Origin of the sequence: Acidaminobacter hydrogenoformans DSM 2784, from assembly GCF_900103005.1 — a bacterium.
GTDB lineage: Bacteria > Bacillota > Clostridia > Peptostreptococcales > Acidaminobacteraceae > Acidaminobacter > Acidaminobacter hydrogenoformans.
In genome coordinates this window covers 51,140-68,603 of the sequence record NZ_FMWL01000005.1, presented here as the reverse complement: position 1 = coordinate 68,603, position 17,464 = coordinate 51,140, and the positions used below count along the sequence as shown (strand labels likewise).

Annotated in this window: 16 protein-coding genes; 1 reads left to right on the top strand and 15 read right to left on the bottom strand. The window is 51.9% G+C overall.

Annotated elements, in window-relative coordinates:
* From BLP63_RS06640 to BLP63_RS06625, 4 genes are all read right to left on the bottom strand, one after another.
* On the bottom strand, window positions 1-2,871 hold the full coding sequence (locus tag BLP63_RS06640; protein WP_092590129.1) for a hypothetical protein: 2,871 nt from the start codon (window positions 2,869-2,871) through the stop codon (window positions 1-3).
* Window positions 2,868-3,422: a hypothetical protein gene (locus BLP63_RS06635; RefSeq protein ID WP_092590128.1), complete on the bottom strand. Its 555-nt coding sequence runs from the start codon at window positions 3,420-3,422 to the stop codon at window positions 2,868-2,870. Before BLP63_RS06635 ends, BLP63_RS06640 begins: the two co-directional genes overlap by 4 nt.
* 12 nt (window positions 3,423-3,434) lie before the next feature.
* Window positions 3,435-3,989, bottom strand: coding sequence for a hypothetical protein (locus BLP63_RS06630; RefSeq protein WP_092590127.1), 555 nt, complete (start codon window positions 3,987-3,989; stop codon window positions 3,435-3,437).
* Window positions 3,990-4,108: 119 nt separating this feature from the next.
* Window positions 4,109-4,447 (bottom strand): hypothetical protein, encoded by a 339-nt coding sequence (locus BLP63_RS06625; RefSeq protein WP_139159792.1) that lies wholly within the window; start codon window positions 4,445-4,447, stop codon window positions 4,109-4,111.
* Window positions 4,448-4,721: 274 nt separating this feature from the next.
* Here BLP63_RS06625 and katG point away from each other — a divergent pair, with 274 nt between their 5' ends.
* Window positions 4,722-6,917 carry a catalase/peroxidase HPI gene (gene katG / locus BLP63_RS06620; RefSeq protein WP_092590125.1) on the top strand — a complete coding sequence of 732 codons (2,196 nt, stop codon included), beginning with the start codon at window positions 4,722-4,724 and terminating at the stop codon, window positions 6,915-6,917.
* Between the two features lie 283 nt (window positions 6,918-7,200).
* Here katG and BLP63_RS06615 read toward each other — a convergent pair whose 3' ends face one another.
* The 11 genes from BLP63_RS06615 to BLP63_RS06565 all read right to left on the bottom strand — a co-directional run bounded on the left by BLP63_RS06615 (window position 7,201) and on the right by BLP63_RS06565 (window position 17,419).
* Window positions 7,201-7,437 (bottom strand): hypothetical protein, encoded by a 237-nt coding sequence (locus BLP63_RS06615; RefSeq protein ID WP_092590124.1) that lies wholly within the window; start codon window positions 7,435-7,437, stop codon window positions 7,201-7,203.
* 66 nt (window positions 7,438-7,503) lie between these two features.
* Window positions 7,504-8,814, bottom strand: a complete 1,311-nt coding sequence (locus tag BLP63_RS06610) for an MFS transporter (RefSeq protein ID WP_092590123.1) — start codon at window positions 8,812-8,814, stop codon at window positions 7,504-7,506.
* Window positions 8,815-8,867: 53 nt separating this feature from the next.
* Window positions 8,868-10,046 carry an acetyl-CoA C-acetyltransferase gene (locus tag BLP63_RS06605; RefSeq protein WP_092590122.1) on the bottom strand — a complete coding sequence of 393 codons (1,179 nt, stop codon included), beginning with the start codon at window positions 10,044-10,046 and terminating at the stop codon, window positions 8,868-8,870.
* A 132-nt stretch (window positions 10,047-10,178) separates the two neighbouring features.
* Complete coding sequence (locus BLP63_RS06600) at window positions 10,179-11,015, bottom strand: BKACE family enzyme (protein WP_092590121.1); 837 nt, start codon at window positions 11,013-11,015, stop codon at window positions 10,179-10,181.
* 132 nt (window positions 11,016-11,147) lie between these two features.
* Window positions 11,148-12,086 (bottom strand): cyclase family protein, encoded by a 939-nt coding sequence (locus BLP63_RS06595; RefSeq protein WP_092590120.1) that lies wholly within the window; start codon window positions 12,084-12,086, stop codon window positions 11,148-11,150.
* Window positions 12,087-12,134: 48 nt separating this feature from the next.
* Window positions 12,135-13,064 carry a 3-hydroxyacyl-CoA dehydrogenase family protein gene (locus BLP63_RS06590; protein ID WP_092590119.1) on the bottom strand — a complete coding sequence of 310 codons (930 nt, stop codon included), beginning with the start codon at window positions 13,062-13,064 and terminating at the stop codon, window positions 12,135-12,137.
* 10 nt (window positions 13,065-13,074) lie between these two features.
* On the bottom strand, window positions 13,075-13,863 hold the full coding sequence (locus tag BLP63_RS06585) for an SDR family NAD(P)-dependent oxidoreductase (protein WP_170829336.1): 789 nt from the start codon (window positions 13,861-13,863) through the stop codon (window positions 13,075-13,077).
* A 21-nt stretch (window positions 13,864-13,884) separates the two neighbouring features.
* Entirely contained in the window at window positions 13,885-14,226 is a 342-nt protein-coding gene (locus BLP63_RS06580; protein WP_092590118.1) for a cupin domain-containing protein, read from the bottom strand.
* A gap of 15 nt (window positions 14,227-14,241) precedes the next feature.
* Window positions 14,242-14,907 (bottom strand): 3-oxoacid CoA-transferase subunit B, encoded by a 666-nt coding sequence (locus tag BLP63_RS06575; RefSeq protein ID WP_092590117.1) that lies wholly within the window; start codon window positions 14,905-14,907, stop codon window positions 14,242-14,244.
* Complete coding sequence (locus BLP63_RS06570) at window positions 14,907-15,560, bottom strand: CoA transferase subunit A (RefSeq protein ID WP_092590116.1); 654 nt, start codon at window positions 15,558-15,560, stop codon at window positions 14,907-14,909. The genes BLP63_RS06575 and BLP63_RS06570 overlap by 1 nt, the downstream gene beginning before the upstream one ends.
* A 266-nt stretch (window positions 15,561-15,826) precedes the next feature.
* A complete protein-coding gene (locus BLP63_RS06565) occupies window positions 15,827-17,419 on the bottom strand; it encodes a sigma-54 interaction domain-containing protein (RefSeq protein ID WP_242870826.1) in 1,593 nt (530 codons plus the stop codon).
* Between the last annotated feature and the right edge of the window lie 45 nt (window positions 17,420-17,464).

The following is a 17,464-nucleotide window of genomic DNA, read 5'->3' as shown; positions in this document are numbered from 1 at the left end:
CTATTTTTTAGCAAATTCAGGACGATCGACCTGAATGAGATTCTTGGCAGGCTCCAGCGCGCCCGGCTTGAGGACAAATTCATCCGTCAAGGCCGTTTTGATCTTGTCTTTGGCGCCCTGGTTCGTAAACACTTTCTTCAGCGTCGAATCCACCCGTATAGGCACATCCGGAAGATCCACATCTGGCGCTTCTCCAAAGATTTTGTCCGACACAGCACCCACCGTCACTTTGTAAACCCCGTCCACATAGCCGTTTTGCGCCGCCTGAATGTAATCCTCGCCGCGTATATAAGCCCCTGCCGCAGAGCCGCCGGATTCCGCCGCTGCTGTGACCACGGCCTTCGCATAAGGGTTCTTGATATAATCCCCCGCTGCGTCACCTGCGCCTTTTATGAAGCCTTCCGTAGCCCCGGCCGTCCAGTCCTGGCCTTTGGAATGATGATCTGCAGCCGTGCCCGCCGCGCCCTTGATGACCTTATAGCCCGCGCGCACGTAGTGGCCTCCTGGCACCGTCGCGCCCATGACATCAATTGCCGCGTCCGCGCCAGCCAGCACCACCTTGGATCCAACCTCGCCGACCTGGGCAACATCCCCAATCCGCTGCCAGGTTTCGAAGCTCTCCCGCTCCTGCTCGGCACGCTGTGTAATTATGGCCTTCATGAGCCCTACCTTGGAAGTACCGAACTTCTTCTCCATCTTTTGCATATGCTGGTCGTGGGCAAACTCTCTGTCAATTTCCTCCATAGCCTTGGCAAATTCCTCATCCGGCTTCGCGTTGTCTGCAGAATGCTTCTCAAGCACCGCCAGCTCCTGCGCAAACTTATCCTCCGCCGTGGCCTTATATTTTTCATAATCTAAAACACTGCCCGTTTCTGCGTCGATCCACTCCCCAGTCTCAGGGTCCTTGACATACAAGCTTTCTGCGCCACGGGCCGAGGTCTTGAGCACCATAGTCTCCGGCTCCGCAGCGGCCTTCTCAGCCAATTGTCTTTCTGCTTCGGCCGCAGCCGCCGCTTCTGCCTCTGCTGTCGCTTTATCCGCGTCCTGAGCCACCTCTGGTTTTGCTTCAGGCTCTGGCTCTGGTTCTGGCTCTGGCTCTGCTTCTGCTTCTGGTTCAGCCTCAGCTTCTTCCTCAGCCCAGTCTTCCTCTGAACCGCCAAAATCCCCGGAATCACCCGCATCTCCGGAGCCCTCATTGTCTCCCACCGACACGGCATCCCCCTCATCTGGTTCGTCGGTATTACCCATGGCATCTGCCAACATGATCATAGCAAGCTGCTCGTCTGTAGCCTCCGGATACTTGTTCTTGTACCAGGCTCTGTCCCGAGGGCCACCCTTGTTCCGACGCGCCTGTGCCTCGGCTTCCTTCTTCTTCAGCGCTTCCTGCATCACGCTGGCCACCAGACCCACCAGTGGTGGGAACAGGATGCCCGTCGCGTTCTGGAACGGTGTGTCTGCCCCCGGAATGTTGCCAACGCTGTTTGCCGCCCCCAAGGCCGCTATGACAAATGGGGGAAGCTGTTCGGACACCCGGCTGCCGCTGCCGCTGACAGTGTAAGTGTTCTGATCCGCGCCTTTTGACGCGCTGGCCTGACGGTTGTAAAACGCGTCCCCCGCAAAAGAGACCTGGACCCCGCCCGCTTCATCCTGGACGAACGTCACCGTCACCGTTGTGCCCACCTCGGCCTTGTACGGCAGCCCCGTCAAGTCCACGGCGAAATCAAAGATGGCCGAGAGCCCGTTTTCCGTCTGCTCCGTGATAACACAGTTCTGAGACACCGGCATGCCCTCGTATTCCCCAATCAGCTCGACGTAGCCGTCTTTGTGCAGCACAGTCATCTCAAAATCCCTCAGGAATGCCGATGGTGTCCCCGCCACCGGCCCCATAATATTTGAAGTCTTGGTCGTGTCCACATTAATGAGATACGTTCCGGTGAAATCCGGCTCTTCCGGGAGGGTAGGATACGCCGTCAGATAAAAGAGCGGCTCTCCCGCCGGGTCGTAGCCTATGACACTTGGATCTGAAGATCCAATGTAATAAGTCCCCGCCGGTAGCAGGATCTCTGGCTTGACAATCCAGAGGCCATTGGCCAGGTTGCCGAGTGCGCCCCCAAAGGCCTGCTGCGTGTAGATGACCTGGTTGGATTCGTCCAGGATCGCAATGAGGCCCGGCGCCGCCCCCATGCCGTTGTTGTACGTATTTAGAATAATTTCATCAACCAAATAAATGTCATCAAAAACAAACATGGCAGGCTTCTTGCCCTCGACGCCAGACGTTGCCGCTGGCTCAGTTTTGGTAAGTGCCTGTCCCGCACCAACACTCGCAGAAGGTGCGCCAAGGACCTCGGAGGCTAACTGGGCGACTTCGGAGGTGTAGCGTGACTGACCGTCGGCATTCACGCCTTTGACGGCGAAATCCCCGCTGGCCCCCTGCGCCGTATAGCTTCCCGCCGGAAGGCGGACATCTCCGGCCGCTTGATACACCTGGGTATCCTCACTGATGCGAACAGCTTCAAAGCCTGGATACAGGTTACCCTGCTCATCCACGAGGGTAATGCTCTCGGAAGCGGCTTCGCTGACGTAAATCTCGCTGACCAGCGCTTCCTCACGGGTCGTGAAAGTGATGGGCTCAGTGCTGCCTGAGGACATGACGTCTCTTTCACCCGTATAGGCCACCGTCAAAGACTCAGTCGTGCCAGAAGCCGGACGGCCGGCAAACCAATCGCCCTCACTGGCCAGGACCTTCTCATAAGGCGCGCTTGGCAGGACGGTGGATGGAGCGCTGGAGAGGATGCCGGCGAAGGCGACTATCGGCAGAGCCTGTGCAGCTATAACGAAGGAAATCAAAAGCTTAGCAAACCTACGCTTCACGACAGGCCACCTCCCCCAAGAATCAGTGAACGGACAAAGGTAACGCCGCCTTCGATCAGGCCCGGCGCGCGAAAAAGAATAGGCTGAGCATAAGTCCAAAGGAAGCTGAACATAAAGGAGACGCCCGAGGTCGCAATGGCATTGCGGATCATGGACTTGCCGCGAATCCGGCTGATTTCAATGGCCGTAGACGTTCCAGCCGCCATCATGCCCGTGCTGATAAAGGCGGACGCGTTATTCCATTTCAAGACAAAGGTCGCAAGAGCAAGCATCACCGCAAATGGGATCATAAAGAGCATCCCTGTCTCCACCGGATACCGCATGACTTTCTTGCCCCATTCCTTTTTGATATTGCTATTCAGCGCAGCGAGAAATATGTAAAGAAATCTTTTGAATAGCCAGCCAAAAAACAGCCCGAATACGGCGCCAAAGGCCATATTGTAGACGGACAGCGGCTCCAGCGGGTTGGTAAAGGCGCAGATGCCAAAGGTCATAAAGCAAAGGCGCCGGGAGAGAGCTTTTAGAAATCTGCCATCATCAATACTTTTCAACACATCCACCCCCTAATAGTTGCCAAGGAACGCCCAGCTCAGCAGCACGAGGCTGCCCACCAGGGTCGCAAGGATGACGCCAAGACCGGTCTTGCCGCCGCTCATTTCCCGCAGGCCAATCATCATGGGACCAATTGCCCACAAAACGCCGGTAACGCCAAAGGCCATGGAAGTCTTCCAGCCCAGTACCAGGGAGAAGACAATGCCGGCCAGACCGTAGATCAGCGCGCCGCTGTAGCTCAGGCAGAACGACGAAATGGCCCACTTTAAGCTCTTTTCATTCTTGGTCATTTTCAAAATAACCCAGACCACGACGGCCAGCGCCGGGATCACGAGAAGACCGTACAGGGCGCCTGTCGCCGCGCTCAGGGTCACGAAGCCAAGACCTTTCTGACCGGTTTTATACAGGTCGAGACCTGTCTGAAGGAAGAACAGCATAAATGCGAGGGTGGAGACTATGAGGCCCAGATACCATTGCTTGCCGGATAAGGCCCGTTTCACGGTGGGACCAGGGCTGATCATCATGCCAAAGATGGTCGAGAACGGCCTGGTTTTTGTTTTCTCCATAGATTTTACGCCTCCTGTGTGATGCGGATTTTTACTGTGACAGCCGTTGTTGCAGTGATACCGGTGACTCTTGAATCTGCAACGCTGCTAATGTGACTTTGCCGCAAGGGGGGCTTCCATCAGCCCCCAATGTTTTCAGGAAAAATCATTTCTCCATCCGCCACCACCATGCCATATTCCTCACCGGTTTCAAGGACTATGGTTACCAGAAATACCTCTTTATACGCCTCAAGATTGCTGTCCCTATCGTTGCGTTTCAGGATGAACGCTGCCATGATCTGGTGGCTCTCACTCATGCCCGAGCCGTACTTCTCAGCCTTGGCGCTCTTTACCTGATCTCCAGTGGCCTCGCTCCAGGCTGCAGAAGCTTCCTCAGCAATATCACCATCACCGCCGCAGGCCGCAAAAGACAGCGCCAGAATCAGTACCAAACTCAACGCCAATAATTTTTTCCACATTTTAACTTCCCCTTTCTCTTTCAGATGAAAACGCCAGAGAGCGTTCAGCAAGCCGTTTTAAAGGCTTTTCTCCGCTCCTTTTAACCTCTTGGATTTATAATAGCTTTTTTTACGTTAACTTGCTATCACTTTTTTGTAAATCAGGCACGAATTGTGACAAATTTTGCGAAGATATTTCCTTGGCTTATCCGCGATTGTTTTGGGTATAAAAATAGAGCAATTCAAATTAACTTCCGACTTAATTTGTGATCATTTGTCTAAGGAGGATTTTTCTATGAGCGAACAAGGAAAATGCCCAGTCACGGGCATGACTAAGCACTCTACTGCCGGCGGCGGCACCGCTAACCGAGACTGGTGGCCCAACCAGCTGAACCTTAAAATCCTGCATCAGAACTGTAAAGTCAGAAATCCTTTAGGCGAAGACTTTAACTACGCGCAGGCCTTTAAAGCGCTCGACCTCGACGCCGTTAAAAAAGACCTGGTCAACCTGATGACGGATTCCCAGGACTGGTGGCCGGCAGACTACGGTCACTACGGCCCGCTGATGATCCGCATGGCATGGCACAGCGCCGGTACATACCGCATGGGGGACGGCCGGGGTGGCGCGTCCACCGGCAATCAGCGTTTCGCACCGCTGAACAGCTGGCCGGACAACGGCAACCTCGACAAAGCCAGACGCCTGCTTTGGCCTATTAAGCAAAAGTATGGCAAGAGCATTTCCTGGGCGGATCTCATGATCCTGGCCGGCAACTGCGCCCTCGAATCCATGGGCTTTAAAACCTTTGGCTTTGGCGGCGGCCGGGAAGACATTTGGGAGCCTGAGGAAGACATCTATTGGGGCACAGAAAGCGAATGGCTCGGAGACAAGCGCTATTCCGATGGTCGAAATCTCGAAAACCCTCTGGCCGCTGTCCAGATGGGCCTGATTTACGTCAATCCAGAGGGCCCTAACGGTCAGCCAAGCGCCCTCGCTTCCGCAAAAGACATCCGCGAAACCTTTGCGCGCATGGCCATGAATGATGAAGAAACCGTCGCGCTTGTGGCTGGCGGCCATACCTTTGGCAAGTGTCATGGCGCTGGCAGCCCTACAAATGTAGGCCCAGAGCCAGAGGCAGCGCCTATCGAAGAAATGGGCTTAGGCTGGAAAAACAGCCTTGGTACCGGCAAAGGCGGCGACACCATCACCAGCGGCATTGAAGGTGCCTGGACGCCTACGCCTATCACCTGGGACAACAGCTATCTGGAAACGCTGTTCAAGTATGACTGGGATCTTGTGAAGAGCCCGGCCGGCGCATGGCAGTGGATCCCAACGGATCCGGAGGCTAAAACGACCGTTCCGGACGCCCACGATCCAAACAAGCGCCACGCGCCTATGATGACCACCGCGGACCTTGCCCTGCGCATGGATCCGGAATATTCCAAAATTGCCCGCCACTTCATGGAAAATCCTAAAGAATTTGAGGACGCCTTCGCACGAGCCTGGTTCAAGCTGACTCACAGAGATATGGGTCCAAAAGCATGTTATCTTGGCACGGAAGTCCCTGCAGAAGATCTGATCTGGCAGGATCCTGTGCCTCCTGTGGATTTTGAGCTGATTGACGAAGCGGATGTTGCTTCATTAAAAGAAGCTATGCTGGCCACCGGCCTGTCGGTATCCGAGCTGGTCTACACCGCCTGGTCCTCCGCCTCCACCTACCGCGGCTCAGATAGACGGGGCGGCGCCAACGGAGCTCGAATCCGGTTTGAGCCTCAGAAGTCCTGGCTCGCCAATCAGCCTGAGCAGCTCGAAAAAGTTCTCACCGCCCTTGAAAAAGTCCAGGCAGACTTTAACGAAAAAGCAGCTGGCGGCAAGAAAGTCTCCCTCGCTGACCTCATAGTCCTGGGCGGATGCGCGGCTATTGAGAAAGCCGCCAAGGACGCGGGCTTTGTGATTTCTGTACCATTCACACCAGGCCGCACCGACTCGACCCTCGAGCAAACCGACGTCCCTTCCTTCTCCGTCCTCGAGCCATTAGCCGATGGTTTTCGCAACTTCACCAAAGCCAAATATGCGGTCTCTGCCGAGGAAATGCTGGTGGACAAAGCCCAGCTTTTAGGTCTCACGGCACCTGAAATGACCGTTCTCGTAGGCGGCATGCGTGCCCTGAACGCCAATTTCAAAAAAGCCCCTCACGGCGTCTTCACCAAGCGCCCAGAGCAGCTGACCAACGACTTCTTCGTGAACCTCCTCGATATGGGCACCCAGTGGAAGCCTATGACCGAGGACGCAGACCTCTTCGTAGGCTCAGACAGAAAAACCGGCGAAACCAAATGGACCGCCAGCCGTGTGGATCTGGTCTTTGGCTCCAATTCAGAGCTGAGGGCTATTTCAGAGGTTTACGCCAGCGAAGATGGCAAAGAGAAATTCGTCAGTGATTTCGTCGCTGCATGGCATAAGGTCATGGATGCGGACAGGTTTGAGCTTAAGTGATAATGCACTGAAGGATTAGAGATTTAAAGACCAAAGAAAAAGCGATAAAAGGAAAGAAGCGTAAAGAGCGTGCTGACGCACCCTCTTCACGCTTCTCTTTTTTTGAAGTGCTGGACAACTTGTTTTTGGTGGGGGACAGTCCCCCGCCATATGTCCCTGTCCCCGCCTGAACAACTTACGCCATCCCTACACAGGTACGACTTGACGCACTTAAAAGAAAAGGCAAATGCCGCCACGCGGCATTTGCCCACCTTTGTTAATACGGCATTGATGACCATGATTGTTACTTTGCTTCAACCATAATCTTCTTCAGTGTAGTTCTGCCTTTTTCGGAGGTCAGAACCATCACTGTAGCGAAAGCTGAGAGTCCCCCGCTGAGCAGTCCGCTGATCCCATTGCCAATGCCGTTAGAAAAAACATCCGTTGGCATTGGGATCAGGAAATAATTCACCACAAAACTGAGAATTGCTGAAATGATGCCACCAATCAGTGCATTTTTGATTGCTTCCTTTTTCCTCATACATAATCTCCTTCCAAAATTTATTGTAATAGCATCTTCTCACCCAACTCAGCTTTAGCCTCAGAACTAAGACACAGCCTTATTGGCTTCAAGCCCCTCTTCCGCCTGGTAATCGCGGTTAAACTTATGTTCATTCACAAGCAGGATTAAAAGAATATTGACTGCCAAAATTCCAATAAACAACATGTACACACCTCTCAGGCTTCCTGTAAGCGCAATGGAAATGCCGCTCAGCAGGAAATTCAGGGAGGTGATCAAACCTTGGATCGGAAAAATCACACTGTTAACCTTTTCAAAGCCATGTCTTCCAAAAATCGCGGCTGGAAGTGACGTCGTGAAGTTCGCTGAACCTCCAATAGCCATACCAATCATAAACACCGAGAGGAAAATCGACGTTCTGGTTTCAAGAACGTTAAACACCAACGCTGCCATATACCAAAAGCCAAAGAAGATCATTGTGGGTTTAGTCCCATACTTTGAATCCAGCACACCAAACAACCAGGAGCCAATGACGCCAATGGCCGCAAGAATCGACATAATGGTTATGGCCTGCCCCTGTGTAAAACCAAGCTGCATATTTCGAACCACCAGCTGAGTCATAACACCTACCGTGACAAGTTGATAGATCCCGGTGGTGGACGCAGCCAGCCACGTTTCACGCTCAGACAACAGACTTTTAACGGTCCATCCGCCAGTGCTGTCCTTTACCAGATCACTGGTATCATATTCCTTCATATAGGTTTCCTTTGAAACGTTGTCTGGAAGAATCCCTATTTCTTCAGGTGTGTTTTTAATCATCAACAAACCAATCAAGCCCAAAATCATGACGAGAACACTGGGCACCAAAACGCCCGTCCGAAGGCCCAGTGAATTAACAAGGAATGCAATCATAGGGACGTAAAGCGCTGAAGCGAGGTTATGCCCCATTGTGGTGTAGCCCATGACGATGCCTTTTTTCTTGGGAAACCACTTCGCGACTAACGTGCCCCCCGCTATGTAGCCACCGGACATAACTGATCCCGTGACCAGGCACAGGCAAACCGCATATCCAATCAAAGAGCTTGAAAAACCAATTCCAATATACGCCAAACCGGCAATCAGCATGCAGATCGCAGACGTGTTTTTCGCCCCGAGTCTGATGTTGATCTGACCAAAAATTATAAAGAACAAAAATCCAACAAAGCCTGCCACTGAGCCCATACTCAATACCATGGAATAATCAATGCCTGTGTTCGCGGCAAATGCAGGTGCTGTGATATTGGAACCGTCATTGACCATACCGACATAAAACCAAAACATTGCAGCGCAGTAAATAATCACACCCCAGCCTTCCCGGCCGAATCCAGCAATGAGGCTATTCTTCTTGCTTGACGTCATTAAATCGTCCTCCATCTTCCTTTGGAATTTTCGTCTCAGTCTATTGAATGTCCCTATTTTCGCTCTACAACAACCGCAGTTCCCATCCCGCCGCCTATACACAGCGTCGCGAGGCCCAACTTGGAATCCCGCCGTTTCATTTCATACAGGAGCGTCGTCAGAATCCTCGCGCCTGAAGCGCCCACCGGGTGTCCAAGCGCAATGGCACCCCCATGAACATTGACTTTCTCCATGTCAAACTCCAATGCTCGCGCCACTGAAAGCGCCTGAGAGGCAAAGGCTTCATTGGCTTCAATCAGCTCGACCTTATCCAGAGGGATGCCCGCTTTTTCCAGTGCTTTCCTGACAGCAGGGACCGGACCGAAGCCCATGGTCTGAGGATCTACGCCAGCTGAACCATAGCCAATAATCTCTGCAAGCGGCTCAACGCCGAGCTCCAAAGCTTTTTCAGCAGACATCAGCACCATAGCCGCAGCGCCGTCATTAATGCCAGATGCATTTCCCGCCGTCACCGTGCCATCTTTCTTAAACGCAGGCTTCAATGCGCTCAGGCTCTCAACCGTTACGCCAGCCTTGGGATATTCGTCTTTATCAATGACGACTTCCCCTTTTCGGGTCTTGATGACAACAGGAACAATTTCTTCATCGAAAATACCTGCTGACACTGCGGCAACAGCCTTCTGCTGACTGGCAGCCGCAAAAGCGTCCTGCTCCGCACGGCTGATATTAAACTGCTCTGCAAGATTTTCCGCTGTAATCCCCATATGGACCCCAGTGAAGGCATCCGTCAAAGCATCGTTGACCATGCTGTCCACCAGACTGCCATTGCCCATTCTATAACCTGTTCTCGCATTCATTAAAACATAGGGGGCTTGGCTCATGCTCTCTGTTCCACCCGCCACGACTATGTCCGCGTCCCCGGATGCTATGGCCTGAGCAGCCAGCTGAATTGTCTTCAAACCTGAACCGCAGATCATATTGACTGTGTAGGCCGGCTTTTCGACGGGAATACCCGCTTTGACCGCCGCTTGTCTGGCGACACCCTGTCCAAGCCCCGCTTGAAGTACACAGCCCATGATAGTTTCATCCACTTGCTCAGGGTTAATCCCTGCCCGCAGAATGGATTCCCTTATGACTAAAGCGCCGAGCTCAGCCGCCGAAACAGTGGCTAAACTTCCGCCAAAACTGCCTATAGGCGTCCGCGCCGCACTGACAATCACTGCTTTTTTCATTATGTAATAGTCCTCTCTTTCTCCGTGAAAACGTTATTATCAGAAGGTCAGGGACTGGTGCCAAAGCGCCAAGCCACAACTGCCTCCCCTGCTTATAGCACCTTAGACGAACGTACCGTTCATCACCGCTTCTTACTTCGCAATGCTAAGAATCTGACGCGCTTCATCCGGCGTCGCGATCTCCTTGTTCATTTCTTTAACAATGCGCTTGGTTCTTTCAATAAACTCAACATTGGATTTTGCAAGCACGCCTTTAGAATAGAGAATATTGTCTTCCATACCGACACGCACATGGCCTTCGAGTGCCAACGCAGCATACATGATTGGCAGATGGCCTTTGCCAATCCCCAGAGCACCCCAAGTGCAGTTTTCCGGCAGCTGGCTTTTCAAAAAGACAAGGTTTTCGACCGTCGCTTCCATCCCGCCTGCTGCGCCGAGCACAAACTGGAAGTGGAGCGGTGCTTTCAGCACGCCTTTTTTCAAATAGTATTTCGCGTTCGCCATCATTCCGGCATCAAAGATTTCTATTTCTGGTTTAATGCCCTGATCCTGCATGACAGTGCCCAGCTTTTCCAAAAACCTTGGGCTGTTTTCGAAAACAGAGCTGTGCTGCCAGTTCATTGAGCCGCAGTCATAAGAGGCCAGTTCAGGTTTCAGCTCAATCAGATGCTGCATGCGCTCTTCATCCGTCAAGCCAAGCTGCCCGGAGGTAGTCAGGTTGATGACAATATCACAGTCCGTCTCCCGGATGTATTTAACGGTTTCCCTGAATTTCTCCAGACTCATGGAAGATTTATCGTTATCATCCCTGACATGGATATGTGCTATCGAGGCACCGGCCTTCCAGCATGCGTAAACTTCATCCGCAATTTCGCGGGGCTGAAGGGGTACAAAAGGCGTTTCGTTCTTGGTCGGCCATGCGCCGGTCGGCGCAACCGTGAGGATGACTTTATTGGTTAAATCAGACATAGAAACCTACCCTTTCATTTTTAAAAATTCTCTTAATATATGGATGTGTCCGACAAAGCACTGGAAATGCTGTCCACTTCGCAGACACATCCATTTCCGAAACATTCACTTCACTTTTTTCAAAATGTAGTTCTAAAATCCACCGAAAGTGTATGTCCTTTCAGGCACATCATTGAGGTCGTCTTCATCTATTTCAGCGACACAGCGGACCATGGAACCGTCACCCAGCCACCAGCGGATTGGGAAAGCCATGAACTTGAATCGCTTGCCTACAACTTTATCCAAGTCGCCTCCGAGATTTTCAACACCGACAATGCCATTGCCCATCATGAACTTGTGGCAAGGCTCCCAAGTGCCTTCCAGTCCATGGTTCTCAAGATCGCCGTAAGCCTCCATGTACTTTTCTTTGCCTAAGACGTTGATATACGTTTCTTTGTTGAATTCCGCGTAGGCTTCAATGCCAAACTTTTCAATATACTCTTCCGTGATCGGTTTGCCGGAGTTGCCAATCAGATTCATGCCGACATTGCCGCCATTCTTGCCCATAGTCGTATGAAGCGGATGGTCAAGCGCCTGCATGTCCATAGCGACACATCTTGGCTTATATTTGGCAAACCACTGTCCCGCTTCCCTGCCACAGCCACAGGAATAATGATAGTAATCCCTGGTGTCATCAAATTTTAAGTGCATGCCCGTTCTGAGACAGATGACCATACCTTCCAGCTCTTCATGCTTAACACCAGCACGCGCCAAAGCGTCATCCAGGTGTGCCGCTGTAATCAAGCCCCAATCCTCAACCTGAATATCGAGACAGACCGCATCCCCATAGTAGGCATCCAAAGGCATTTCATGGGTATAGCGCGCGCGTTTGCCATTGAACTCGCGCTCCATGACATGTCGCGGCGCGTCCGCATGCGTGCCGCAGTGCATGACAACATCAATTTTCTGAGTTAAAACGCCGCTCTTCGCGAGGTTGTGCATAGTATCAATTTTTGGTTTTGCGAAGTAAGGCCAGCATGGAATGTCTGCGTGGAACGGATGGCTCAAATCAACTAATACTTTTTTTCCCATTTTTAAAATCTCCTTTTTTTATATAGTTTTTTCACTTCTTTGGCACCTTCAATTCAACTCTCTGGTCACATCAATCAGGTATTCCCTCAACCGCTTGTTGGAAGCTGAAATCTGCTCCGGCGTCCAGTCTTGATAGCCTTTTCCGGTTTTGAATCCGAGATCACCTTTCTCAACCAGTGACTGAAGCAGCGCAGAAGGCTCATGGGAATCCTCAAGGTACTTCACAATATATCGCTGAATGTTTAGGGATAAGTCCAGTCCTATCATGTCTGCGTTTTCCAGTATGCCCAGCACCGGCCATCTGAGGCCAGGTCCGAAGCGCAGCGCTTCATCCACCGTCGCGGCATCCGCAATACCATTCTCCACTATAGAGAGTGCTTCTCGCCAGATCGCGTGCTGCAGCCGGTTGGCAATGAATCCGGGAACATCTTTCATGCACTTGACAGGCTTCTTCCCAATTTTCTTTAAGTAATCGTAAGTCCGCGCCATAGTCTCATCAGTAGTCTCATCCCCTTTGACAACCTCGACAAGAGGAATCAAATACGGCGGATTCCAGAAGTGCGCACCCACCACCCGGGTCTTATCCTTACATTTTGAGGCGATCTCTGTAATACTCATGACCGAAGTGTTCGTCGCAAGAATACACGTTGGCTTGCAAAGAGGTTCAATATCCCTGAACAGATCCTGCTTGATATCCATGACTTCCGGTACACATTCCACAATGAGGTCCGCGTCCTTGCACGCCATTTCCATGTTGTCAGTAAAAGTGATGCGGCTCAGAATCCCCTGGGCTTTTTCCTCTGTCATGGCGCCCCGGGTGATCATGATCTCCAGGTTTGCCCGGATCTCCTTTTGAGGCTCCGCTTTCAGGCTTCTCGACCTGAGGATAACCTTGGCGTCTTCATCCATGGCAAAAACTTGCGCCAGGCCGCTCCCCATGAGGCCAGAGCCCAGGATGGTTACATTTTTAATCTCCATGTTGTCCTCCCTAATTTGCCCAGTAACCACCCTCGACTGCCACGTTTGCACCGGTCATGAAGTCGCTGGCACTGGACGCGAGGAAGAGGCACGGTCCCACAAAGTCCTCTGGTTCTCCCAGTCGGCCAATAGGTAATCTTCTCAAGAAGTTCTTGTACACTTCACTTTCGGGATCGAACATCCACTCCGTGAGGTCGGACCTGAATACGGTTGGGTTGATCGTATTGACATTGATGTTGTACTTAGCAGTCCATTCACAGGCCAGCGACTGGGCCATCAGATCAATGCCCGCCTTCGCGGTGGCGTAGCCCGTATAACCCGCCATGCCCATCTTCGAACGGGCGGAGGAGACGAGAACCACTTTGCCGCCTTTGCCCTGTTCGATCATTTGCTTGCCAACGTATTTGCAGAACAGCCACGTTCCCTGAACATCCGAGTCCATGATTTTCTTCCACTCTGCCAGGTCTTGCTCGACAATTGGCTGAGCATGGTTGTAGCCTGCTGCCGTGACCAGAACATTGATTTCTCCAAAAGCAGCAACCGCGTCGCCGACGACTTTAACAACATCCGCTTCCACCGCTGGATCGCCGGTAGAATACGCGCACTCTATGCCTTGTGCCGCCAGCTCACTGCAGAGCGCCTTGCATTTGTCTTCACCGCGACCCGTGACAAAGACCTTCATCCCTGCCGCGCCATAACCTGTAGCAACTGCTTTTCCCAGAGCGCCAGTCGCGCCGGTGATCAGTGCCACTTTTCCTTTGACCTCAAACAGCTTATCGATAAACTTCTGGTCGATCATATGTATCCCCTCACCCTTTCTTTAATTGTTGCTGATGACTACCAATACCGTAGCGACTTGATTGGTCCTGTTGAGCATGGATCTGCCTTCGTTGGGGCCAATAAACAGCGAGTCGCCTGTTTTAAGCACAAAGTCACCGTCTTTGGCGGTCACGACGACCTCACCCTCGAGGACAAAATAGATCTTCTCTGTTGGAGAATCTTCATAAGCCCATTCTGCGCCGCCACCCGGAAGGAAGTGGGACATGCCCATCCAGAACTTGGTTGCGCCAGATTCCTCTTTGCCGTGGAGCTTCAACGCCTTCATGTCAAAATGAAGTGGCGCGCTGTAAGGCTTTACCTCTGAAATTTCACGTTTAATCATCACTTGCTCCCCCTTTTAAATTGCGATACCATCGGCAGAAACCAAAACCTCATCAAGGATGAGGTTCGCATCCGTCGACGCGAAAATCTCGTCCAGCGTGGCACCGGGCATAATCTCTTTGAGCACCAGGCCATTGCTGGTAACCTCCATCACCGCTTTTTCTGTCACAATCAGATTGACCTTTCCAACCCCCGTGAGCGGCAGGCTGCAGCGCCCCAGAATCTTAGGCTCACCTTTGGCAGTGTGGAGCATGGCCACCACGACTATCTTCGCGCCTGAAACCAAATCCATGGCGCCGCCCATGCCGGGTACCATCTTCCCAGGCACCACATGGCTGGCTATGTTCCCCAACTCATCTACCTGAAGCGCCCCCAAAACCGTCATGTCCACATGGCCGCCCCTAATAATCGCGAAGGAATCCGCGCTGTCGAAGTACGACGCCCCTGTCTGGATCGTCACATGCTGGTTGCCTGCGTTGAAGATGTCGGGATCCGCCTGGTTCCCGTCCGCCAGCTCGCCCATGCCCAGCAGCCCATTTTCTGACTGAAGCATGATTTCAACGCCCTCAGGCACAAAATTCGCGACCAATGTAGGCAGCCCAATGCCAAGATTGACCACATCTCCATCTCTGAGTTCCTGAGCGATACGCCGTGCAATCCGTTCCTTATCATTTAAAACCATCACGCTTCACCTCCTACGACATAGTCCACATAAACACATGGCGTCATGACCCTTTCCGGATCCAGCTCGCCAGGCGCCACAATCTCCTGGGCTGCCACAATCACCAGCTCTGCCGCAGTCGCCGCCAGTGGATTGAAATTCTTAGTCGTCGCCCTGTAAAAGACGTTGCCGATGGTATCTGCCACCGAGCCCCGGATCAACGCCACATCCGCTTTAATGGGCAGTTCCAGCAAATAATCCTTCCCATTTGCCTGAACAATCGTCTTGCCCTTTTCCACCTCTGTGCCCAATCCCGTCTGAGTCAGGAATCCGCCAATGCCAGCCCCGCCGCAGCGAATCCGCTCCACCAGCGTCCCTTGAGGGACCAGCTCCACTTCCAGTTTTCCTGCGTTCATAAGCTGTGCAACCTCTGGATTAAGCCCAATATGTGAGGCGATCAGTTTTTTCACTTGCCCATTGCTGATGAGCTTGGCAATGCCAACCCCAGGAACAGCAGCGTCATTGCCTATAACCGTCAAATCGCGTACACCCTTTTCCACCAGTGCATCCACGAGAATTTCAGGTGTCCCGACGCCCATAAACCCTCCATAAAGGATCGTCATGCCGTCTCGAATGCTGCTTATGGCATTTTGTAACTCTACTACCTTATTCATGTTTTTGACTTCACCTCCGTTCTTGACACCACTCTATAAAGCAAGGGCCGTGCCAAACTGAAGCAAACGAGAAAAAAAGCTGAAAAGCCTTGGAAACACTCACTCCATATAAAAACTCTGAATTAAACAGAGAATCACCCAATTCAAATTTAATTCATTAATGAATTAAAAATGCATAAAAAAAGAAGAAGGCTTGATGTGGCCTTCTTCCAAGTCGATTCATTTTTGATTTAAACAATTCATAAACGTATCAGTCTTAAACGATATTACTCACGCAACTCTTTTTGCTTCTCAAGCAGTACACCAAGCTGCTTTGCTTTTCTAAACAGCGTCGGCTGGCTGGTTCCCAGGGCTTTTGCGGCCTTATAGGTACTGCCGTGGCGCTTCAAGGCGTTTTCTATCCACTGCTTTTCAAGTCTTTCAACTGCCTCTGCAAGTGTTGTGGCTTCCAGCTGATCGTGGCGCCTGTTACTGTGCGCATGGTCCTTGTGGCGCTCCAGCACCAGCATGACGCTGTCATAACCTATCATAGGTTCATCATCACTAACGACCAGTCGCTCCAGGATATTTCCAAGCTCACGTATATTTCCAGGCCAATGATATTGCTCCATTGCCATCTGCGCCCCAAGGTCGAGGCTTTTACTCTTTTCATATTTCTTATTGTATTTCTCAAGCAGGACGTGGGCAAGCATAGGCAGATCCTCCAGCCTGTCCCGAAGCGGCGGCAGGTGGATGGGCACGACATTCAGCCTATAGTAAAGGTCCTCCCTGAATTTACCCTCCGCAATTTGCCTGGTCAAATTCTGATTTGTGGAGGCGATCACCCTGACGTCAATGGCTATACTCTTTGTGCCGCCTACCCGCATGATCTCTTTTTCCTGCAGAACCCTAAGCAGCTTGGACTGGAGCAGCATTGGCATTTCGCCAATTTCATCAAGCAGCAGTGTTCCACCGTTTGCCAATTCAAACATGCCGGGCTTTTCCTTATTTAACGCCCCTGTAAAAGCGCCTTTTTCATAACCAAACAGCTCTGATTCCAAAAGCGAATCCGGAATAGCCGCGCAGTTCACTTTGATGTAAGGCGCGCCGTTCTTGCCGCTGTTTTCATGAATCTCCCTGGCAACGACCTCTTTGCCGCTGCCAGTTTCTCCGGTGATCAGTACCGTAGCGTCCGTTCCGGCTACATACTTGATCAACTCTTTAATTTGCTTCATGGAAGGCGCTTCCCCAATCAGGTGGGAATGCTTCTTTTGCAGCGTTTTATACCGGTCCAGCTCACTTCTGTAGCGCTCACTCTCTCGCTCCGCTTTTTCCAGTTTGTCCTTGATGCTGAGGAGCTCTGTCAAATCCCGCATAACAGTAAGTACCTGCGTCACCTCGCCCGCTTCGTTAAAAAACGGATTGCCGGTAATTAAAACCTTTTTCCTGTTGCTGGCAATGGTCGAGAACTGCGACACCCGCTTTTTCTGCTCAATGACCATGTAAGTGACAGCCCGGTTGAAATAGCCTTCATCCAGCAGTTTTTGAATGGGCTTGCCCACAATCATGTCTTTCGTGATCCCGGTAATTTCTGTGTACACTCTATTAATTGCCAGCACAATACCCTGCCCATCCGCCATACAGATGCCGTCTGAAACAGCGTCACCAATAGCGAACGCATCGATCTCACGCTCCTCATAGCGGCGAAGCTCCAAGATCCTGCGCTCTGAGTCCTGCAGCGCCTGTTCCAGCGTTGTCAGCAGTTCATAGGTGAGCTCATCCACTTCGAGACCCTCAAGCGCTTTAAATACCTCCTGTAGAGGCGCGCCTTCCAGTCTTCGCTTCAAATTATCATTCAACCCAAACCATTTACCCGCCACGGTGTCACCCCTTTTCTATGCAAAACGGCGTGGCACTTTGAGATC

Bases quoted from the DNA above. Each gene is read 5' to 3' on its own strand.
- BLP63_RS06630 (WP_092590127.1), bottom strand. From the start codon at position 3,989: ATGGAGAAAACAAAAACCAGGCCGTTCTCGACCATCTTTGGCATGATG.
- BLP63_RS06625 (WP_139159792.1), bottom strand. From the start codon at position 4,447: ATGTGGAAAAAATTATTGGCGTTGAGTTTGGTACTGATTCTGGCGCTG.
- katG (WP_092590125.1), top strand. From the start codon at position 4,722: ATGAGCGAACAAGGAAAATGCCCAGTCACGGGCATGACTAAGCACTCT.
- BLP63_RS06615 (WP_092590124.1), bottom strand. From the start codon at position 7,437: ATGAGGAAAAAGGAAGCAATCAAAAATGCACTGATTGGTGGCATCATT.
- BLP63_RS06610 (WP_092590123.1), bottom strand. From the start codon at position 8,814: ATGACGTCAAGCAAGAAGAATAGCCTCATTGCTGGATTCGGCCGGGAA.
- BLP63_RS06605 (WP_092590122.1), bottom strand. From the start codon at position 10,046: ATGAAAAAAGCAGTGATTGTCAGTGCGGCGCGGACGCCTATAGGCAGT.
- BLP63_RS06600 (WP_092590121.1), bottom strand. From the start codon at position 11,015: ATGTCTGATTTAACCAATAAAGTCATCCTCACGGTTGCGCCGACCGGC.
- BLP63_RS06595 (WP_092590120.1), bottom strand. From the start codon at position 12,086: ATGGGAAAAAAAGTATTAGTTGATTTGAGCCATCCGTTCCACGCAGAC.
- BLP63_RS06590 (WP_092590119.1), bottom strand. From the start codon at position 13,064: ATGGAGATTAAAAATGTAACCATCCTGGGCTCTGGCCTCATGGGGAGC.
- BLP63_RS06585 (WP_170829336.1), bottom strand. From the start codon at position 13,863: ATGATCGACCAGAAGTTTATCGATAAGCTGTTTGAGGTCAAAGGAAAA.
- BLP63_RS06580 (WP_092590118.1), bottom strand. From the start codon at position 14,226: ATGATTAAACGTGAAATTTCAGAGGTAAAGCCTTACAGCGCGCCACTT.
- BLP63_RS06575 (WP_092590117.1), bottom strand. From the start codon at position 14,907: ATGGTTTTAAATGATAAGGAACGGATTGCACGGCGTATCGCTCAGGAA.
- BLP63_RS06570 (WP_092590116.1), bottom strand. From the start codon at position 15,560: ATGAATAAGGTAGTAGAGTTACAAAATGCCATAAGCAGCATTCGAGAC.